At 41.8% G+C, this 19,481-nt stretch carries 17 protein-coding genes; 10 read left to right on the plus strand and 7 right to left on the minus strand.

Features of this window, described 5'->3' with window-relative positions:
• Positions 1-100: 100 nt before the first annotated feature.
• Positions 101-559 (plus strand): DUF3015 family protein, encoded by a 459-nt coding sequence (locus A11Q_RS11505; protein ID WP_015470992.1) that lies wholly within the window; start codon positions 101-103, stop codon positions 557-559.
• Entirely contained in the window at positions 540-2,393 is a 1,854-nt protein-coding gene (locus A11Q_RS11510; RefSeq protein ID WP_015470993.1) for an Lnb N-terminal periplasmic domain-containing protein, read from the plus strand. Before A11Q_RS11505 ends, A11Q_RS11510 begins: the two co-directional genes overlap by 20 nt.
• Here A11Q_RS11510 and A11Q_RS11515 read toward each other — a convergent pair.
• On the minus strand, positions 2,390-3,289 hold the full coding sequence (locus A11Q_RS11515; RefSeq protein WP_083860521.1) for a S1 family peptidase: 900 nt from the start codon (positions 3,287-3,289) through the stop codon (positions 2,390-2,392). The genes A11Q_RS11510 and A11Q_RS11515 overlap by 4 nt on opposite strands.
• 265 nt (positions 3,290-3,554) lie before the next feature.
• Between A11Q_RS11515 and A11Q_RS11520 the strand changes: the two genes are divergently transcribed.
• A complete protein-coding gene (locus A11Q_RS11520; RefSeq protein WP_015470995.1) occupies positions 3,555-4,418 on the plus strand; it encodes a LysR family transcriptional regulator in 864 nt (287 codons plus the stop codon).
• Positions 4,419-4,429: 11 nt separating this feature from the next.
• On the opposite strand, the gene A11Q_RS11525 is transcribed toward A11Q_RS11520, so the two are convergent.
• Complete coding sequence (locus tag A11Q_RS11525) at positions 4,430-5,569, minus strand: glucosidase family protein (RefSeq protein WP_015470996.1); 1,140 nt, start codon at positions 5,567-5,569, stop codon at positions 4,430-4,432.
• An 83-nt stretch (positions 5,570-5,652) separates the two neighbouring features.
• Here A11Q_RS11525 and A11Q_RS11530 point away from each other — a divergent pair, with 83 nt between their 5' ends.
• The 5 genes from A11Q_RS11530 to A11Q_RS11550 all read left to right on the plus strand — a co-directional run bounded on the left by A11Q_RS11530 (position 5,653) and on the right by A11Q_RS11550 (position 12,956).
• Positions 5,653-6,579 (plus strand): class I SAM-dependent methyltransferase, encoded by a 927-nt coding sequence (locus A11Q_RS11530; RefSeq protein WP_015470997.1) that lies wholly within the window; start codon positions 5,653-5,655, stop codon positions 6,577-6,579.
• Between the two features lie 160 nt (positions 6,580-6,739).
• Positions 6,740-8,038 (plus strand): polyamine aminopropyltransferase, encoded by a 1,299-nt coding sequence (gene speE, locus A11Q_RS11535; RefSeq protein ID WP_015470998.1) that lies wholly within the window; start codon positions 6,740-6,742, stop codon positions 8,036-8,038.
• A 36-nt stretch (positions 8,039-8,074) separates the two neighbouring features.
• A complete protein-coding gene (locus A11Q_RS11540) occupies positions 8,075-8,695 on the plus strand; it encodes a superoxide dismutase (protein ID WP_015470999.1) in 621 nt (206 codons plus the stop codon).
• A gap of 269 nt (positions 8,696-8,964) precedes the next feature.
• Positions 8,965-10,908, plus strand: coding sequence for an anthrax toxin lethal factor-related metalloendopeptidase (locus tag A11Q_RS11545; protein ID WP_015471000.1), 1,944 nt, complete (start codon positions 8,965-8,967; stop codon positions 10,906-10,908).
• Positions 10,909-11,063: 155 nt separating this feature from the next.
• Positions 11,064-12,956 carry a S41 family peptidase gene (locus tag A11Q_RS11550; protein WP_015471001.1) on the plus strand — a complete coding sequence of 631 codons (1,893 nt, stop codon included), beginning with the start codon at positions 11,064-11,066 and terminating at the stop codon, positions 12,954-12,956.
• An 11-nt stretch (positions 12,957-12,967) separates the two neighbouring features.
• On the opposite strand, the gene A11Q_RS11555 is transcribed toward A11Q_RS11550, so the two are convergent.
• Together A11Q_RS11555 and A11Q_RS11560 are read right to left on the minus strand one after the other, a co-directional pair.
• Positions 12,968-14,584, minus strand: a complete 1,617-nt coding sequence (locus A11Q_RS11555) for a glycerol-3-phosphate dehydrogenase/oxidase (protein WP_015471002.1) — start codon at positions 14,582-14,584, stop codon at positions 12,968-12,970.
• A 21-nt stretch (positions 14,585-14,605) separates the two neighbouring features.
• Positions 14,606-15,058, minus strand: a complete 453-nt coding sequence (locus A11Q_RS11560; RefSeq protein WP_015471003.1) for a hypothetical protein — start codon at positions 15,056-15,058, stop codon at positions 14,606-14,608.
• A gap of 119 nt (positions 15,059-15,177) precedes the next feature.
• Here A11Q_RS11560 and A11Q_RS11565 point away from each other — a divergent pair, with 119 nt between their 5' ends.
• Together A11Q_RS11565 and A11Q_RS11570 are read left to right on the plus strand one after the other, a co-directional pair.
• Entirely contained in the window at positions 15,178-15,927 is a 750-nt protein-coding gene (locus tag A11Q_RS11565) for an HAD family hydrolase (RefSeq protein WP_015471004.1), read from the plus strand.
• Positions 15,924-16,328, plus strand: coding sequence for a hypothetical protein (locus tag A11Q_RS11570; RefSeq protein WP_015471005.1), 405 nt, complete (start codon positions 15,924-15,926; stop codon positions 16,326-16,328). The genes A11Q_RS11565 and A11Q_RS11570 overlap by 4 nt, the downstream gene beginning before the upstream one ends.
• Before the next feature lie 48 nt (positions 16,329-16,376).
• Here A11Q_RS11570 and A11Q_RS11575 read toward each other — a convergent pair whose 3' ends face one another.
• The 3 genes from A11Q_RS11575 to A11Q_RS11585 form a co-directional block, all read right to left on the minus strand.
• Positions 16,377-17,696, minus strand: coding sequence for an aminopeptidase P family protein (locus tag A11Q_RS11575; RefSeq protein ID WP_015471006.1), 1,320 nt, complete (start codon positions 17,694-17,696; stop codon positions 16,377-16,379).
• 61 nt (positions 17,697-17,757) lie between these two features.
• Complete coding sequence (locus A11Q_RS11580; RefSeq protein ID WP_015471007.1) at positions 17,758-18,747, minus strand: patatin-like phospholipase family protein; 990 nt, start codon at positions 18,745-18,747, stop codon at positions 17,758-17,760.
• The gene (locus tag A11Q_RS11585; RefSeq protein WP_158320377.1) at positions 18,725-19,480 is read right to left on the minus strand and encodes a TlyA family RNA methyltransferase; all 756 of its coding nucleotides are present in this window, start codon (positions 19,478-19,480) and stop codon (positions 18,725-18,727) included. The genes A11Q_RS11580 and A11Q_RS11585 overlap by 23 nt, the downstream gene beginning before the upstream one ends.
• Position 19,481: the final 1 nt, after the last annotated feature.

Raw genomic sequence — 19,481 nt, forward strand, 5'->3', positions numbered from 1 at the left:
TGTCGGATCTAAGATCCATTGAACTCTTTCGTGAAAACCATAGAATAATTTGAAATCAATCTGCATGGAGCAGATGAAAAATAGAACGAAGGAGTTCAACATGTTAAAAGCATTATTAATCACATTGTTAGCTGGATCTGTATCTTACGCAGGTGACGCTGGTTGCGGTCTTGGCGGACAAGTTATCAAATCAAACACTAAATTAGCTCAATTAGGCGCTACTTTCTTGAATGGTTTGTCTGCTAACCAAACTTTCGGTATCTCTTCTGGTACTTCTGGTTGCACAGCTAGCGGTTTAGTTCAAAACGAAAAACAAATCCAATATTTCGTAGAAGTTAACCAAGCTGACTTAACTCGTGAAATGGCTCAAGGTCATGGCGCGAAAATGTCTACTTTAGCTGCTTTAAACGGTTGCGCTACTGAGCAACAAGTTGCTGCTTTCAACGCAAAAGCTCAAGCTTCTTTCAAAACAATCGTACCTTCAGCTCAAACAACTGCTGTTGACTTTGTTAACAACATGAAGTCATCTGCTATTGCTGATGTTTGCCAAGGTTCTTAATTATCTAGTTTTAATAACTCTGATATTAATAGTAAAAGCCCCACTAGCTTGGGGCTTTTCTATTTCTAGAACGGACGACTATGTCCGCCAAGTTCAGGCCCAACAACTCTGGAAAGATCCAAAATGGATTAAACTTGGGCACTATGAAAAAAATCTCTTTGGTTACTCTTCAGCTTTTCGCGGTGGACTCTTCCTACACCCCGAAGGATTCGCCTCCCCAGAAAATGAACTCATCACCACTGTTAAAACTATTTTTTCGGACGCATCGCAAGGGCATCTCGATTTTTACAAACGCCATCCACAGTGTCAGTTCTTAGCCCGTCGCAAATGGCTCCTGAGTAAAATACAAATTCACCCTGATGACATCTTACCTTGTGAAGAGCGAGTTCAGTGGAAGAAAGAATTGGGAGCCACTTCAGTTTCTGTTATCTTCGCTTCTGCCGATTTAGGTAATCCGGCCTCTAGCTTTGGCCACACATTTCTTAAACTCATCAATCCTGAAAATGCCGGTAACAAAGACTTAATCGATTACGGCGTGAACTATGCCGCTGAAGCCGATGAAAGCGATGGACTCTTCTATGCTATCCTTGGATTATTCGGTGGCTATCGTGGTATCTACACTATGTTGCCTTACCATCAGAAAATTCGTGAGTATCTTAACTTAGAAGGCCGTGACATCACCGAGTACCATCTGAATTTTACACCTGAAGAAGTGGATGAAATGATCGACCACTTAATCGAGATGGAATACTCAAGCGCCCCCTATTACTTTCTAAGTGATAATTGCTCTTATCAGATTCTTTATCTTTTAGATGTTATTCGCCCTGAGTTAGATTTAAGTTCTCAGTTCAATGCATGGGTGATTCCTTCAGATACAATCAAAGCGATCACTCGTCATGACGGTAACCTTGTTGTTAATCGCGTTTACAAACAATCTTTAAATAGCCAGTACTTAGATGATTACTCTAGTTTGAATATCACGCAACGACACGCTTTGGATGAAGCTGTGAGCGATCTTAAAATTTCAGATAACTTCAAGCTGACCACAAAAGAAAAAGCCGAAGTCTATGAAACGGGAATGAAATACTTTGCCGTCGAAGCTTATCGCACGGGACGCAATACTGAAAATGAGCGCTACACTCTATCAACGGCGCGAGCTGATTTAGGCCCTATCACACAGCCTCGCCAAGAAAAACCTCAACTGTATGCCGAAACCAGCCATGATTCTTCTGCTGCGTACTTAGGTTTGGGGAACTTGAACAATCAAAGTTATTCTCTTTTAAAATTAAGAATGTCTTATCATGATCTAGAACAACCTGATGTCGGCATCGTTCCTTTTAGTTTAGTTCAAGCTGGCGTCATGGAGTTTCGCTATTTCGACGAAATCAAAAAACTCAGTCTACACCGCTTTACCGTGATGAATTTAATTAATACAGTTCCTATTACTCAATTAGATAAAAACATCTCGTGGAAAGCTCGCATTGAAGTCCTTGATCAATTTAGACCCGACATAGAATACGCCATCGGACAAAGTTATGAATTGGACCTTCTAGGCAGCAGCCGTATTTCCTACTTCCTGATTGGCCGTTACTTAAAAGAGTTAGAAGAGCAACATCGTGGACAAGTAGGCCCAGAAATTTTATTTATAACAAAACCGACTCCGAAACTGGGCGTCTCATTTGCTTTAGCCTATTTAGCACAAAATGAAAAAGCTCCATACCTGCGATTTCAAAGTCGCCTGAACTATCAAATCGCACCGAACTACGATATTCAGCTTTATGCAGATGACTTAAAAGACTATCAATTTTCATTTGTGAAAAATTTTATTTTCTAAAGACCTAGCTCTTTTCGAATCCACTGGATGTGTTCACCCACATGACTGTAAAAAGAAATTCCCTGATTGCAATTCCCGTATTGATCGGCTTGCACACGGCTTAAGACTCCCACTTGGATATAACGGCCATCCTTGTGCTGAATGTACGCAGGGCCACCCGAGTCGCCAACACAGACACCTTTTAACCCTGTCGCCTTATCGACCACGCGTAATTCCTTTTTTGAAAAATCCACGCGATCTATCACAACGGAATCCACATGACGTAGCAGCAGACGTTCCGTCAATGCGGACTCTTGCGTGTTCTGATGACGACTCAGTCCAAAGCCCGCGAGCACAACAGATTGACCACGAAGACGACTGGCTTGACGTGCTGTTGGTAAACCTGAAGTCTGAAAATCAGCTGGAGCTTTTCTATCCAGAAACACAAGAGCGATATCATTCCCTTGAACAACCCCTGAACCTTTCCAACGCGGATTGATTTTAATCGCGTGAGCGCGAACAATCTGGGATTCACTACGAGTAGACTCATCGGTTGCATTTAGAAAATCGCTTGAAGGCTGTATTTCATTCGCAAAATAAATATCAGCAAAATTAAAATCCTCTTGTTCCACACAGTGAGCGGCTGTCAGCACCACATCACGGGTAATCAGAGTTCCTGTACAGACTTGCGTTCGTCCTTGCCCGTAGGATGTCAGCAGTCCCACTATGCCGTTACTTTTCTGAAAGTCTTCTGGTGCTTCTTTTCCACCGATGACATTTGTCGCAAGCAAGTTTTGTAAAGAAGGTTCGTATGAAGACTCCGGCGAAACGCCTCCGCAGGCTGCCAGAACTGTAAGGCAACACCCCAGAATAAGAGGAAACATATATCTAGACGGTGCCAGCACGGCTTTCATCATATCCCTTTTGCTACAGACTTACGAATCTCTATCAAAACAAAAGAAAACTACTCGAAACTCAGGTGAAACGCGAACAACTTCGATGCGATCACTTTCTATCTAGAATTTCTTGAAAAAAGAATAGGGAGCCAACACGTAAATCGTCTAAAGATTTTACACTTTTCCACAGGGCAGATGTTGATAACTCTGCCGCTCTGCAATCATTTTTATTTTATGAAAAATAATATTTGTATAATTCATAATTAACATTTATCTATGATTGTAAATGAGTTTACTCAGCCCCCCCCTTGAAGCATTTTGGGCTGTTGTTCGTAAGGGAACAGTCCAAGATGCATCGTATATTCTAGGAATCACTCAAACCGGAGTGACTCAAAGAATTCGGTCTCTTGAGAAGCAGTTGCAAACAACGCTTTTCATCAGATCAAGAAAAGGCATGAAGCTCACAAACGAAGGAGAAGCTCTTCTTCAGTTTGTAAAAGGTTCTTTGGAAATTGAGGGAATGGCCCTGTCTAAGATTCAAAAGGCAGCCAAGGATAGCATCACAGAAGTTTACATCTCGGGACCACCAAGTATATTGCGATCCAGGGTCATTCCTAATTTATTGCCACTGAAAAGCCGATTTCCGCTGCTGCGATTTCGTTTTAACTTGTCGGATACAACTGACAATGTTGAAAGCTTGAAGTCAGGCCAATGTGATTTCGCTGTGCTTGAACCCCATCAAGTCACTCGCGAAATGGACTCTAAAATTCTTAAAGCCGAGAGATATTGTCTCTATGGCCCGGCCTCATGGAAGAGGCGCTTACTTCCAGACATCTTAAAAACTGAACCGATTATCGCCCATCATTCATCTGATTTGATGACGTATAATTTGCTCAGCAAATATAAATTGAAGTCAGTGACACAAAGTGAGCGCCATTACGCAAATAGCACGGATGCCATCAGACTGATGATCAGTCGCGGTCTTGGTTATGCGGCCCTAAGTGAAGACTATGCCGCAGATTTTGTAAAGTCTGGTGATCTGATTAAACTCAGTAGCCAACACGTCTATGATTTAAAACTATCACTGTGCTGGTATCCACGCGTGAATAGACCAGACTATATTCAGGCTATCCTCAAATCCCTTGCGTAAATTAGAAAATTCTATTCGGCAGTTTTCAACATATCCAAAAGAAAAGCGGCTCCCCAACTGAAAGGGGCTTCAGATTTGTAAAGCCAGCTTTCAAAATGAGGATGTTCGTCGGAATTGTGATAAATTTCATAAACTGTTTGATCGCGTTTAATTATTTTTTCAAAATTAATACGGATTTTTTCGAACATCTCTGTGTCCTGTTGCTTAAATGCGATTTTTCCACTGTAGGCCATTAGCCATGACCAGAATAAGTTGCCATGGTACTCGCGTAGCCCCACAACCTTTACCTGAATGTACATATCATCGTCGGTGTAAGACGGATAGGTAGCAAAGCCCGGCACATTGTATTTGCTAAAAAGCTCATGTTTCCGAAGATTCTGATAGAGCTCTTTCGAATCTTTTAATAGTCCATAGTCGATAGCCCACAGATTTCCCTCTAAAGAAATATTCTCTCGTCCCGCAATACTGCGAAAAAGACCTGTCTTTTCGTCGTAGAACTCTTGGCGAATGCGTTCGCCTAGCTGCTGTAACTCGGACTCATTTAAAAAGCCGTAGTCGCGGGCCGCATGGTAGTACAGCAGATTCGTGAAGAAGATAATACCTTTGCGTTTAGCACTGTCCTGCCAGTCAGCGTGTTCGCCTTGCTGAATCAGTCCATTCACCATTTTAGTTTTGTAAAAGTTAAAAATAGCACGGAAGTCTTCATGGTGTTTTTGCAACCAAGCCTGATCCCCTGTCGCATCCGCATAAACACGAGCCGCATACAACACCAACACATTCGAATCCGCGACCTCAAACTGGCCATTGACTAAATAAAATGGCGAAATGGTCTCTTTCATTTTTAAAGATTTTCTAGATAGCCCTAGAGCTTTAAAAATACAGGCGATAACCACACGATGCACAGGGTTCATCGAATCCACATACAGCGGGACCAGATCATCATGACGGCGATTTTTCAAAAGATACTCAATATGACTTCGAATCACATCAGTACGTCCAATGGCCGCTAATCCGCGTGCGGACAAACAGAAATCCCGCGTCCAAAAAGTTTTGAACTGATGAGCACCTGCGGTTAAAAACGTACCCGCTTGCAAAGGAATAATATTGTGTTCAAGGGACTTTTTTGCGATCTCAAAGATGTGGTTTGGCATACCAGACCTATCGGCTCTGGTCTTTCATTTATTTACTCTATTCAGGAGTCCACTTTTCACTTTGACCATGCTACTGTCACAAAATGATCCGTAATCGCCTTGAAAAGAATCTGAAAAAGCTAATCCCTTGGGCCGAAAAGAACCAAATCGAAGCCTATCGTCTTTACGATCGCGATATTCCCGAGTTTCCCTTTCTTGTCGATCGCTATAAAGATCACTTTGTTGTTTATGATAAGTCGCAAAAGATTGATGAAGAAAAGAACCACCTTCCCTTGCTTCTACAGGCCTTAAAAGAGATTTTCCAAGTGAGTGATTCGAACCTTGTCGTGAAAAGACGAATTCGTCAAAAAGGCACCGAACAGTATCAAAAGCTCGATACTAAAAATGAAAAATTTGCCATCAAAGAAAATGGTGTTTCACTTTATGTGAATCTTTGGGACTACCTCGATACAGGATTATTCTTAGATCACCGCCCGATCCGCTATCGCTTTTTAAAAAAGACCTCGGGACATCGCTTTTTAAATCTTTTCTGTTACACGGCCAGTGCTTCCGTCATGGCGGCCATGGGCGGAGCCACCACTTACAGCGTCGACATGTCAAAGACCTATCTGGATTGGGCAAAAGAGAACTTCCAGCTGAACGGACTGTCTACACAAACGCATTTCTTTTACGAAGAAGATGTTTTGAAGTTCATTCAGCATGCTCCGGAGTGGCCGGACTTCGCCTCGAGCTTTGACACTATTTTCTTAGATCCACCGACTTTTTCTAATTCTAAGAACATGAAAACAGATTTTGATGTGGAACGAGATCAGGTTTTACTGATTTCAAACGTTATGAAGCTCTTAAAACCAGACGGAGTTTTGGTTTTTTCGAATAATAAACGAGACTTCCGACTTTCAGAGGAAATTCAGACGAAATTTCAGATCAAAAACATTACAAAAGACAGTATTCCAGTGGATGTTCACGATCAGAAGATTCACCATTGCTTCGAGATTCGTTTTCTACGATAAAACTCCTATTTTTCATTCGGAAATGTTTATTTTATAAGCATAAGTCTAAACCCTGAAAAAAGGACCCTAAGACTTAAAAACATCTTGATCCCCAAGCAGGTAGGCCCTATTTTGACCGCTGCAAAAAAATCTTGATAACCAATTGAGAAAAGGTCGTGAAATGAAAGCACTAGGTCGTCACATTCTTGTTGAATTCTTAAACTGTAACGCTGACGTTTTAAATGATGTCACTGCTATTGAAAATGCAATGGTAGAAGCTGCGCAAGTAGCAGGTGCGACGGTGATCAATTCAACGTTTCATCACTTTTCTCCGTACGGAGTTTCTGGTGTGGTGGTGATTCAAGAAAGCCACTTGGCTATTCACACGTGGCCTGAATACCGCTATGCTGCGGTCGATCTGTTCACTTGTGGCGACACCGTGGACCCTTGGGTTTCTTTTGAACATTTAAAAAAAGCTTTTGAAGCTTCCTACTCGGCTCTTGAAATGAATCGCGGATCAACTCACATCATTAAAAAAGATGGTGGTATCCAAGTAAAACCTAACGATGCTGAAAACTATGATCCAAAAAAAGGTTATAAAATCAATCGCAACGTTTGGTTCACAGATAAAGACGACAACCAAGCTCTTTCGTTACGCTACACAGGCGATGTCTTATTTGACGAGCGTAATGAATTCCAGCGCGTGCGTGTACTGGATACTATTTCTTACGGCAAAATGCTGACGATTGATGATATGGTCATGTGCACTGAGCGTGACGAGTATCACTATCACGAAATGATCTCTCATCCTGCTATGCAGTCTTTTGAATCTGCGAATGGCCGTCCAGCGAAAAACGTTTTAGTTATCGGCGGTGGCGATGGTGGAACTATCCGTGAAATTTGCAAATACGATGGCTTAGAAAAAGTCACAATGGTGGAAATTGATGAAGCTGTTGTGCGCGCTTGTAAACAACACTTACCGACAATTGCCAGCGCATTCGACAACAAAAAAGTAGATCTGATCATTGGTGATGGAATCAAATTTGTCGCAGAAGCCACAGCCAATACTTACGATGTTATCATCGTAGATGGTTCTGATCCTGCTGGTCCGGCAGAGGGTCTTTTCACAGAAGAGTTTTATAACAACTGTAAAAAAGCATTGAAAGATAATGGCGTGTTAGTGACACAAGGTGAATCACCAATGTTCCATTCAGAAACTTTCGTGGCTTTGAATAAATGTCTTAAAGGTGTTTTCTCTCCGGCACAAGTTCACACGATGTTGTTTCATGCCACAACGTATCCATCAGGGATGTGGAGTTTACAAATGGCCATCAAAGGGCAATATCACCCCGTAAAAGACTTCAAAAAGGACGCGGCGGGAACTTTTTCTACGACTAAAGGCCTGAGATATTACAACGAAGATCTTCATAGCGCTGCGTTTGCACTTCCTACTTTCGTGCAAAAGATGTTAAATACTTAGTGAAAACTAATTGATAACAACAAGGAGAATTTCACTATGTTTAAATTACCTCAATTGCCTTACGAAAAAACTGCACTTGCTCCGTTCTTAAATGAAGAACAAATGACTTTTCACTACGATAAGCATCACAAAGCTTACATCGACAATTTGAATAAGTTCATCGAAACAGATGCCGCTTTAAAAGGAAAATCTTTAGAAGAAATCGTAACCTCTTCTAGCGGTGGTATTTTCAATAATGCTGCTCAAATCTGGAATCATACTTTTTATTGGTTCAATATGGCTCCTGCTGGAAAAGGTGGACAACCTTCTGCTGCTTTAGCTGATGCTATCAAACGCGACTTCGGTAGTCTTGATGAATTAAAAGCTAAATTTGTCGATGGTGGTGTTAAAACGTTCGGATCTGGCTGGATCTGGCTATGTGTTGATGCTGCAGGAAAATTATCTTTAGTATCAACTTCAAATGCAGCCGTGCCATTCACAAATAACGGACCAGCTCCATTGATGGTGGCTGACGTTTGGGAACACGCTTACTACGTGGACTACCGCAACCTACGCGCAAAATACTTAGAGACATTCTGGAATCACATCAACTGGGGTTTCGTTTCTGAGAACTTCGATGCTAAAACTGTTCGTAATCTGACTCCGTCAATGACGTAGTTTTATCCCTTATATCGACCACTTCTTTGCCCGATGTTGGGTGTTGGTTCAGAGCAGCAATGATTAATAAATTGCTTAACACACACGAACGACACCTAAGATCGGGATAAAGACAGACTTCAATCTTCAAAAATCGTCAAATTCATTCTGATTTTTTTCATCTAAATCTCGACTACGCTAGACGATATTCCTATCGACCAAGGTTAAGACTTTTCCTCAGTAGACTCAGACATTTTGCTCGTTTCCTACAGTGCTGATAGCACTAGTATATGGTGTTTAAACTTATTTCTGTCTTGTTATTTGCAACCACAGTGAAGGCTCAAAGTGTCTATGTAGATACGACTCAGCATCCATTGGATCAGCATGTGGCGACAGCTCAGTTTTTACTTTCTAAGAACAATGATCTCACAGCAACCTCGACAACACCTCCTTTTGTTCTGAATACAAACTTAGCCTCGGCTCTGTCGTCGCAGTTACGGCGTTTAGAGTCCGTCGCACCCCAAAGATGCCAAGATGAATCGAGCTACGACTATGTGCTTTCGCTTACTGTGCAAGGGGCCTTTGATAGTTGTTATCAATATGTGGCCGCCTGTTTAAGAACTCACCCACAACAACTGCCACTAACGACGATTATGCAAGGGGCGCGCTGTGCTCGCTCGTCGCAAACCATGTCTGTGGTACAACAGGTATTTGAAGCGGGATTAAGATCTCCGCTATTCCGTGGTGATAATGCCAGTGCACTTGTTTTAGAATATGGTCTTTTTGCACAGTATTCGATTTACCAGTCCCATACGGCGCGGATTCTATCGGCGCATCCCTTTTGGAATGCAGACGAGCGCAGTTTAGCACAGTCGTTGATCGATTTTTTAGGGAAGACTGCGGATTCAGAAGCTGAAAAGATGCGGGTTTTTAACTTCATCGACCAGCAAATCGCAAAATCACAGGGGTTTTATAGCCGCCTGTTACGAACACATCGTGTGCAGCTCAACCTTAATGAGTATCGTTTTCAAAATGCATTTCAACTTTTACAACAAGACGCTGCTTTTTTGCATAATCCTCTGGATTGGTGGCCTGCTGGTTTCCAAACTTTATATCGCTTAGCTGAAAATGCTGACTTTTCCTTAGCCCGCAATCTTTACGCAGCCTTTATTCCCTACGCGAATCCAAGATCTTACTTTCCATTAGAGCAGAACCTTTATACTTACACACAAATTGAAAATAACATCTGTAATGACACCATGATGTCTAATAGTGAAAGACAGTCTGTACAAAAAGATTTAGACAATTGGAAGCAGTCCAAGTTTTCATTAACAGAAATGATTCGACGACTGGAAGAGCGCGATGTTCAAAACAGTGAAAAATCAGATCTTCTGAGTGCCTATGCTGGCTTACTCGTTATTGCCAATAGGCCAAGTGAAGCCCGTGAATACTATTGGCGCGCCCATCAACTTTGCCCTTATAACAATCGCTCGCACTGGGGTTTGTTACTGTTAGAGCGGAAACAGCGCTATGCCTCTTATCCAGAATTTTCTTCAAACATCAAAAAAATGGAAGAGACTCTATCTGAAATTTCTTTTCCTAACGAAATCCAAAGCTATATTGTGAATTGGAATGCCTTTCCAGAGGCGTCACAGCGACGAATTAAATATGGCGCTCGCATTTGGGCTCCGTTTATGAAAGAGTTGAACTCGCAGAACTACAAAGTATATATCAAAATGCCTTTTGAGCTGCTGAGTATGGCACCTAGTTTTTCTTCTATTCGCGACCGCCGTATTGGGCCTCCGGACATGCCCACTTACAAACTGGATAATCGACTGTGGGATGATGTACGTGGAGCCGGTGGCCGTTATGTGGTGGCCGATCACGACGAGACCTTTGAAACAGTTCAAGGAGATTACAATTTATTGGGTCACGAAATCGCCCATCAGTTTCACGCCTATTTAGATAGCCGTTACAAATCTTTATCCAGTTGTATTGAAAAACTCTATGGTGCAGCCAAAGCTCGCAACAGCTTTCCTGATCCCTATGCCGCAACAAATAGCCGTGAGTACTTCGCTCAAGGCATGACTTACTTTTTAGTTCCTGCGGATGCTCCGGCCCGCTATGGCATCAATGTGAGCTGGTACCCACAAAATGATCCTGATCTTTACCGCTTCATGCTTTCCGTTCAAGAGGCAAAAGGTGACTTTAAAAAGATTCGCTGTCCACTTTAGTATCCGGCTCTATTTCCGAATATCCGAACACAGTTTTTATGTAATCTAACTCAATAGGTTAGAGTGAGCCAAATAGAGCCACTGTCAAAAAGATCAACAGCCTTAAAGGCTCCACTTCAATCTAAATAAGGTTTCAATCTTGCTAACACAAAAGCATGATGAAAAAAATCACGTCTATTCTATTGTCGTTGCCACTTTTATACTCTTGCAGCCCATCTAACTCGTCTTTACCAGACGGCTATTTGGCGACGAATGTGAAGATGTTCAATCCTGAAGATCCTGCCAGTGAAGCCGCAACCCTAACCGCATCACCAGAAGAGCTTCAAACCTTTTTAGAAAATCAAAAATTACCTCGTGCTCGGGTCGTTGAAGCTTTTAGATCTATGCGTAGTAGTTTGAAGAATTCATACGTCGGCTACGATATTAAAAAGTCTCTTATTAATAAATCTGGGGATGAAATCTTTAATCAATGTATTGCTAATGTGAATAGAGCTCCATCTAGAATCAGCTCGATTGAGTACTACGATTTAGTTCTTAAATGTATGGCGCTATTTCAAGATTCCCATATCAGCATTGGGCGAGCTATTGAAATGAATTCTGTTACCACAGCTATTCATTCTTCACAGTTGATCGACGGCAAGCTTTACATCTTGCGCACGCGACCAGAACTGATCAAAAAAATTGAAGAAGTAAAAAAATTATCAGAAGGTGATCTTGGCAATAAAATTAAGGCCGGATATGAAATTGTCAGCATTGATGGCCAATCCCCACTAGAAGCTTTAAATGCACTGAAACCTTTTATTTCCGCTTCATCACATGATGCTTTTATCAGAAGAGCTGTTGTTTCTTTATTTACTCGTAATTTTTCTTATCCAACGAAAAAAGAGCTTTTTTTAACAGTTAAAGATTCTACTGGGAGTGTACACGAATTGACTTTGCCATGGGTACAAGTTCTAAGCTCTGCCTCGAGTGGCTCTTTGGAGTCCCGTCATTATTTTAACAACACTGATATTCTGAGCACTTTAAAACTGGCTGATGACACAGGTAAACTCATCAAAGCCAAAGGTGTGGATCTTAGTGCAAATCTTTTTTCTAAATTGTCTAACAAGCAAGTCTATTTAAACAGTGAAGATGATGAAGTGCTGACAACTGGGATTGCTAGTTTAGATCATAAGAACTATTGCTACATCCAGCTTCGCTCATTCAGTCTATCAAAAGTAGGTGATGTTCCCCACCGCATTACTCAGAAAAATGGAACCGCTGTCGTCCATGCTAACTTAATGGATGTACTCCGAAGCCATTTACAATCTTGCGAAGCTTTTGCTGCACCTTTGATATTTGATCTGCGCTCTAATGGCGGAGGTCTTTCCAGTTTATCCATCAATGTCTATCGTATGTTTGAAGCTGCTGATGCCAAACCCACAGTCTTTTTTGCTGGGGCCTATCTGGCAAACGCAGGTGGAACCGGACTCGCGACAAACTTAATTACAGATGTGGATTCAAAGGATGCTTATCTAGAAAGTATTGTCCAAATGCAGCTACTTAATAAAGCCACCGCAGAAAAATCTAAAATCACCGATTGGCTTATCAAGCGCCCTAAATCTGATAATGCGTATAAAGGGATCTTCTCGCAACCGGTGTATGCACTGAGTAGTGCTTCGTGTGTAAGTGCATGTGAAGGCCTTATCAATCGCTTTAAAAAATCTGGCCGAGCTAAAATTATCGGCTCTGCTACTAATGGAACTGGATTTGGCTTTATCCGATGGGATCTTGTTGGCTCTAGATTCCGTGATCCATTAAATCTCGTGGAAATTGATTTGCCAAACTATGCTTTCCAATCTTTCACTGTGGACGATGACTCGAATTTTAGACGTGATGACTTCGATATTATTTCTACCAAAGCTTTTGAGGCAAAAGACGTGATGGAAAACAACCCTGTGCCTGCGGATATAGTTTTAAATTACACAACAAAGGATATTTCAGAAGACACGCCGTTTTCAGATTATCTCCAACGCCTGACTGAAATTATTCAAGCAGATCAAAAATAGTTTAAATAGTTCTATTTGCTTTCAATAAATTTCTGGCGCCATGCAAGTTCTGACTCGATATAACGATGCAGAGCTTGCTGCTGTTCTTTTAACTGCGACTCACTGAGGTTGAGCTCAGATTGGAATATCTGCGAAACCTCATCTAAGAAAGCTAAACCATGATCCGCATGGGACAGCATCAGCGGCACACGGCGCGTATAAAAGTCCACCAAGTTTAAACACATCGTATTGTGAATCGCCTGATAGGCCTCTAGTTGCCAGTAACTTTTTTCTGCTCCGAACTTCTGGATAATAGAGAAAGCCTCCTGTCCATAACGCTCAGCTAAGAATTTTTCATTCTGTGTTTGGGCTTTTATTTTAGCTTCGCTGAAAGCAGATTCAGTTGTGTAACGATTAAGTGCACTGACAGTACGACATGAAGTCCATGATTGACGACGATCACGCGGAAAAAACCGAATGACTCGATCTACAATCTGCTCAGCCATCAATCTATACGTCGTGTATTTTCCACCCGCAACAAAAGTAAACCCACGTTCATCATCGAGGATCGTGTGTTCACGACTTGTCTTGCCTTCGCTACCGGAACCATCTTGTACCAGAGGGCGGACTCCTACATAGCTGCTGATAATGTCGGCCTCTGTGATTTTAGCCTCAGGAAAATACTCGTTCGTGATTTTTAAAAGATAGCGAACATCGTCAGCATCTGCTTTCACATCTGCAGGGTTACCTCTGAAGTCGGTATCTGTTGTGCCAATAATGATCATCTCGTGACGTGGAATCGCAAAAACAATACGTGTACTTTCTTGCGCACCCATCACCACAGCACTGGATAAATTCAGACGTGTCTTAGGTAGTGTCAGATGAATCCCTTTTGTGGGGCGTAGAATACTTTTCCAGTTATCCACAATTTGAGGCCCAACTAAGTCTGTCCATGGTCCCACGGTACACACCACGTGATCACAATCAATACCAAAACTTTCTGCGTTCAAAACATCGCTGACTTGCAGCGATCTGACTTTTTGTTCAAAGATCTCGGACGCTGTTACGCGTGTGTAGTTAGCAATCACAGCACCCGCTTCGTGCGCCGAGCGCAAGGTTTCATGCACCAAACGATCATCATCCATATAGGCATCCGAATACACACAAGAGCCTATAAGGTCAGAGCCACGCACGATAGGCATACGGGATAGCGTTTCTTGTCGCTTCAACTTTTCATGCATTTGTGGTGTACGAAAAAGAGCCAAGATATCGTACAGCCACATCCCCAAACCCATTTTAAAAAGTCCGACACGACTATTTTCAAAAATAGGAATCATAAAACGAAGTGGATGTACTAAATGCGGCGCAATTTTGAATAACTTCGCTCTTTCGGAAAGAGCTTCAAAGACTAAATGGAAGTCAAAATTTTCAAGATAACGGATTCCCCCGTGGATTAGCTTGCTGGATCGAGAGGACGTCCCACTGGCAAAGTCACTGGCTTCGACTAAAGCGACTTTTAATCCACGTAAAGCGGCATCACGTGCGACACCGGCCCCAGTAATACCCCCGCCTATGATTAAGATATCAAATTTTTCACTTTTTAGGCGTTGAAGATTTTCTTGTCGTGTTTTGTAGGAGAACTCTTTCATCTTAAACTCTGCCGCTGATTTCTATTTAGTCGTCTTAAGGTAAATTACATCGCGTTCCCACTCTTTAAATGGAAACGATTGGGTTAAAAATTGGGTTTGTACATCTTTTGAAAAAAGTACTTTTTGAAAATGCTTTTCACGTGACAGCCTATAGGCGATATCGACTAATTCCGTATAGATTTGGTCATTATTCGCACTGACGTATTCTACCCATAGTGACTGTGTTTGCTTATCTAAAAACAAAAGTGGTTGTCCCATAAAAAAACCGACCAGATTTTGATTGGCATCAAATGCTAGGAAGCTCCAACCCATTTTGAAGTAATGCTCTAGAGCTTCTTTTCTGAAAAACGAATCCCAAACTTTGATTTGATTTTCAATTTCATCAGAGTCATCAGAAAACTGTTTTTTATATTCGTAATTGAATACATTTTCAACATCCGCAAGCTGCGCAATTCGATAAGTCACTTGTTGCATCCCTTTATGAGACACGAAAACACGGGCCGAGCCAAGCCCTGAATTGAGTTTCTCTGTATTCAGGAGTTCTCGACTATTATCCAGTAGCAGTTTTAGTAAAACTGATAGAGTCTATATCTATGAACTACAAGAGTTTTCCATCGGAATATTGGTCAGAAATTGAAAAAACTCTCGGCGTATTGAAGCAGCAAGGAACTCCGCTTATTGCCGCCTTTGATGCAGATGGAACTCTGTGGGACACAGATTTAGGTGAAAATTTTTTTCAATATCAAATCGACAATAAACTAGTGCCTTTGCCATCTGATCCTTGGCAACACTATTTGGATATGAAAAAAGTAAATGGTGACCCCAGAGATGCTTACGCATGGTTGGCACAGATCAATCACAGAGTGTCGCTACAGCAAGTGCAACAGTGGTCGCAATTAGCTTTTAACACTATTCAACCAAAACCTATTTTCAGTGAACAAAAGAAGTTGATCGATTTATTGCTGAAACATCAGGTTCAAATCTATATCGTCACAGCCTCGATTAAATGGGCCGTGGAACCTGGCGCGCGCGCACTGGGATTAACTTTTGACAATGTCATCGGCGTAGAAACCGCCGTTGTCGATGGACTCGTCACTCAAGAAAAGCTTTATCCGATTACCTACCGCGAAGGAAAAGTTGAAGCGCTGTTGAAACATACCAACGGACAAGTTCCTTTCTTTGCTTGCGGAAACTCTATTGGGGATCTAGAACTACTTGCCAGTGCTAGCCATTTAAAATTGGCAGTCAGTGCAGCTTCCCGTGATGACAAACTTTTTAAATCTGAAAATGAACTTATGACTAAAGCTACTGAAAACAACTGGTGGAGGCATCGTTTTATATGAAATCCCTAATTCAAATTCTTGTTAAATTAGCCATCTTAGCCTGTATCGTTGCGGGTGTTGCTTTAATTGTCAGAAATCTTCCTGATACGAAAACAGAACCACAAGAGGTTGCTCAGCCAGAAGAATTAGCAAATCCTAAAGCTCAAGCTTTAAGGAAACATCTTTTGGCGTACAATCGCCCAGCTCGTGTTGAAATTATAAATCTGACTCAAAGATTTGCTGGGGATGTAGAAGAAATCAAAAAAATGACTCTTCCTTTAAACCAAGATTCTAAGTTCTATGTGCGCATTCAGTTTTTCACAGATGAAACCGATCCAGCCGCACCTTTAGTGGCTCAAATGCGCTTCTTAGATATTAAAAATGATAATTTGTTAAAAGAAGAAAGTATCAATTTAGAGTAGACCTTCGCAAAAGATCTACTCTAACACTCAATAGGGAAAGCTCGCAGATTAGCGAGCCGCCATTAACTTTTCAATCTCGTCGATTTCTTTAGGAACTGATGTTGTTAGGTTATCACAGCCATTTGCTGTCACGACAACATTATCTTCAATACGAACACCGATGCCACGTAATTCTGCTGGTGCAGACTTATCATCAGCAGGAATATAAAGACCTGGCTCAATTGTAAAGCACATACCTGGCTCTAATGGGCGCGCTTCACCTTTGATAAAGTACAGGCCGGCATCGTGCACATCCATACCTAACCAGTGACCGATACCATGTGGATAGTACTTGCGATGTTCGTTGGCTTTCATAGCATCTTCTTTTTTGCCGCTTAAAAGACCCAGTTCAAACATCAAGTCTGTTAAACGCTCTTCACCCATTTTGTGAAGATCTTTAAAATAAATTCCCGGCTTAATACTAGCGATAATTTCTTTTTGAATATCTAGAACACCTTGATAGACCTTGCGCTGTGCCTCTGTAAAGCGCCCGTTAACAGGAAACGTACGTGTGATATCACCCGAGTAATAGTTGTACTCGGCTCCAGCATCAATCAATAATAAATCGCCATCTTTGCAAACTTGATCGTTGAAGTTGTAGTGTAAAGTTGTAGCACTGGCTCCAGAGGCAATAATATACGAGTATCCCGGTCGGGCTGAACCACGTTTATGGAACTCGTATGAAAGCACCGCTTGCACTTCACGTTCATTAACACCCGGACGAGTAAATTTCATCGCGGCTACATGGGCATCCGCTGAAATTTGACATGCGATTTTTTGATTCGCTAAATCGGCTTCGTCTTTTTTAAGGCGGAACTCACCTAAAAATGTATCCGCATCTTTTACTGTTAATAAGCCATAACCCGTACGACCAAAAGTGCGCTTTAACTTCAAAAGAATACTTTGGAAGTGCTTATCTGCTTCTTCATTTTTATAAAGACGATAATAGATCTCTTCAAAACCTTTTAAAAGTTCTACAGTTTTGCTTTCTAATTGATCGATCGTGTAGACTTCATCAATCTGAAATTCTTTTTTAGTTCCTTCTGGACCAAAGCGAAATCCATCCCATGTTTCGCGCTCAACATTTTTTTCACGCACAAACATAACTGTTTCAGGAAAATGACCCGGACGAATAAGCAAGTAACTTTCTGGTTCTTCAAAACCAGTTAAGTAATACATATTCGAGTCTTGACGATAGGGATGGTGAACATCGTCATTGCGTGTTTGCTCGGGATGAGCTGCAACTAATAAGGCCGCGCCTTTAAGGGCCTCGGTCACACGTTGACGTCTACGTTTAAAAATCTCTGGAGTTTCTGTTGGTTTTCTCATGTGAACCTTTTTGCTCTATGGCCCTAGTATAGGCCATCTGGAGCTTGATGGGCTCTACGGCTTAAAGGCCGTATTGCGAAGTTAACTTTCGGATCTCATTATAACTGAGCTCACTGCCTTTGGCTATAATTTCACGTTTCTTACCAAGGTCATTGATTCCATAGCTATCTAAATTAATCTGGATAATATCGTCCACTCCTGCAATGGCTTTTGACATGGCCGCTGCGGACTTCACCCACAGTATATTCTCGGCAGATAGGTAATCCGCGGTAAAGGAACGTTTCGTTTTCTGCGCTAACACATTGATTAGAATGACTTTATTTGCACCTGTAGAACGTAAGTGCTGAGCCAGAGCTTCAATGTGATCCATTTCGGCAACACTTTGCGAATAAGGTTTGCTCAGTGGCGGCTGAGCTAAACAAAATGGCATTAATTTGTTCAATTGACCGCGATTCAACATAAAAACAGACTGCTGGGCTACATTTAAAGAGGGGCATACAAATGGAACCTTCAGCTCGGCCACACTTTTGTTATCAAACATGGCTTTACTGGATTCATCTAAATTCGCTAAATCGCGTACTTTAGAAAGCTCCCATTCCACCTCATTAGATGAAAAATTCATCCCATAAATAGCAGCTACGGCTGATCCCCATTCAAATCCGGCCACAGCATGAACAGGCCATTTCGCTTTTTCAATTTCTTTTAAAACGCCAATATGGGCCCACGCTTTTGCTCCGCCGCCAGAAAAAATAATACCAATGCGCGGGACTGTGCGGATCGGAGCTGGTTGTTCAGCCACTATTGGCGGTGTCACTGGCGTTTCAGGTTCTACTTCTGAAGTTTCGTCCCCTGATTCATCCGTTGGAGTCGTCGGCTGTGTCACTTCGACTGGAGTCTTAGTTGTACCATCTTTTTTAGGAGTGGGCTTCGTCGTACGTGAAGTCGCACACCCCACAACAAAAAGAACTGTCACTAAGGAAACAAGTAGTGGAAATTTTGTGTTTTTGTTCGTAGCTTGGTTTTTGGCTTTAGCCGTTGAGATTCTTTCCATAGATAAAAAACTCCTGATTTCCGTCTTTTCCAGACAACCCCGAGGCAAAGTAATCTTGCACGTGTCCGAAAGTTTGAGTCAGAACATGTCTGATATTTTCTTCAAGCTGAGTATAAACAAATTTGTTTTTAACCACACCATTTTTATCCAGATGTTCTGCACCGCACTCGAACTGTGGTTTTACCAAAAACAAATATTGCCCATGGGGTTTTAGATAGTTTTTCAGATAGGGCACTACCTTTGTCAGAGAGATAAAAGAAACATCCATAACCATAAGATCAAATCCCTCTGCTGGAGCTTGCTTTTTAAATTCCGCATGCTGCTCGATATCCTTCGCATTTAATCCCTCTATCGCCACAACTCGAGGGTCATTTTTTAACGTAGGATGCAATTGATCATGACCGACGTCCAATCCGACCACGCGTTTGACTTTATGCTGTAGAAGGCAATTCGTGAAACCACCTGTGGATTGTCCCACATCCAAAGCCACTAGGCCTGCAACATTGAGTTTTAAATGTTCCAGTGCCGACTCTAGTTTCAGACCAGCGCGTGAAACATATTTTTGCAAATCATTCGGATGAACTTGAATTAAAGAGGCAATGTCGTCAGAAACCTCAAAAGAAGATTTATTTAAAATGACATTTTGTCCCTGTGAATTGACATAATAAACCGCGTGCTCGGAAATCAAAGCCTGCGCCTGTGTGCGCGACGAAGCTAGCTGGTTCTGAACCAAA

Origin of the sequence: Pseudobdellovibrio exovorus JSS, from assembly GCF_000348725.1 — a bacterium.
Classification (GTDB): domain Bacteria; phylum Bdellovibrionota; class Bdellovibrionia; order Bdellovibrionales; family Bdellovibrionaceae; genus Pseudobdellovibrio; species Pseudobdellovibrio exovorus.

Bases quoted from the DNA above. Each gene is read 5' to 3' on its own strand.
- A11Q_RS11505 (WP_015470992.1), top strand. From the start codon at position 101: ATGTTAAAAGCATTATTAATCACATTGTTAGCTGGATCTGTATCTTAC.
- A11Q_RS11510 (WP_015470993.1), top strand. From the start codon at position 540: ATGTTTGCCAAGGTTCTTAATTATCTAGTTTTAATAACTCTGATATTA.
- A11Q_RS11515 (WP_083860521.1), bottom strand. From the start codon at position 3,289: ATGATGAAAGCCGTGCTGGCACCGTCTAGATATATGTTTCCTCTTATT.
- A11Q_RS11520 (WP_015470995.1), top strand. From the start codon at position 3,555: ATGAGTTTACTCAGCCCCCCCCTTGAAGCATTTTGGGCTGTTGTTCGT.
- A11Q_RS11525 (WP_015470996.1), bottom strand. From the start codon at position 5,569: ATGCCAAACCACATCTTTGAGATCGCAAAAAAGTCCCTTGAACACAAT.
- A11Q_RS11530 (WP_015470997.1), top strand. From the start codon at position 5,653: ATGATCCGTAATCGCCTTGAAAAGAATCTGAAAAAGCTAATCCCTTGG.
- speE (WP_015470998.1), top strand. From the start codon at position 6,740: ATGAAAGCACTAGGTCGTCACATTCTTGTTGAATTCTTAAACTGTAAC.
- A11Q_RS11540 (WP_015470999.1), top strand. From the start codon at position 8,075: ATGTTTAAATTACCTCAATTGCCTTACGAAAAAACTGCACTTGCTCCG.
- A11Q_RS11545 (WP_015471000.1), top strand. From the start codon at position 8,965: ATGGTGTTTAAACTTATTTCTGTCTTGTTATTTGCAACCACAGTGAAG.
- A11Q_RS11550 (WP_015471001.1), top strand. From the start codon at position 11,064: ATGATGAAAAAAATCACGTCTATTCTATTGTCGTTGCCACTTTTATAC.
- A11Q_RS11555 (WP_015471002.1), bottom strand. From the start codon at position 14,584: ATGAAAGAGTTCTCCTACAAAACACGACAAGAAAATCTTCAACGCCTA.
- A11Q_RS11560 (WP_015471003.1), bottom strand. From the start codon at position 15,058: ATGCAACAAGTGACTTATCGAATTGCGCAGCTTGCGGATGTTGAAAAT.
- A11Q_RS11565 (WP_015471004.1), top strand. From the start codon at position 15,178: ATGAACTACAAGAGTTTTCCATCGGAATATTGGTCAGAAATTGAAAAA.
- A11Q_RS11570 (WP_015471005.1), top strand. From the start codon at position 15,924: ATGAAATCCCTAATTCAAATTCTTGTTAAATTAGCCATCTTAGCCTGT.
- A11Q_RS11575 (WP_015471006.1), bottom strand. From the start codon at position 17,696: ATGAGAAAACCAACAGAAACTCCAGAGATTTTTAAACGTAGACGTCAA.
- A11Q_RS11580 (WP_015471007.1), bottom strand. From the start codon at position 18,747: ATGGAAAGAATCTCAACGGCTAAAGCCAAAAACCAAGCTACGAACAAA.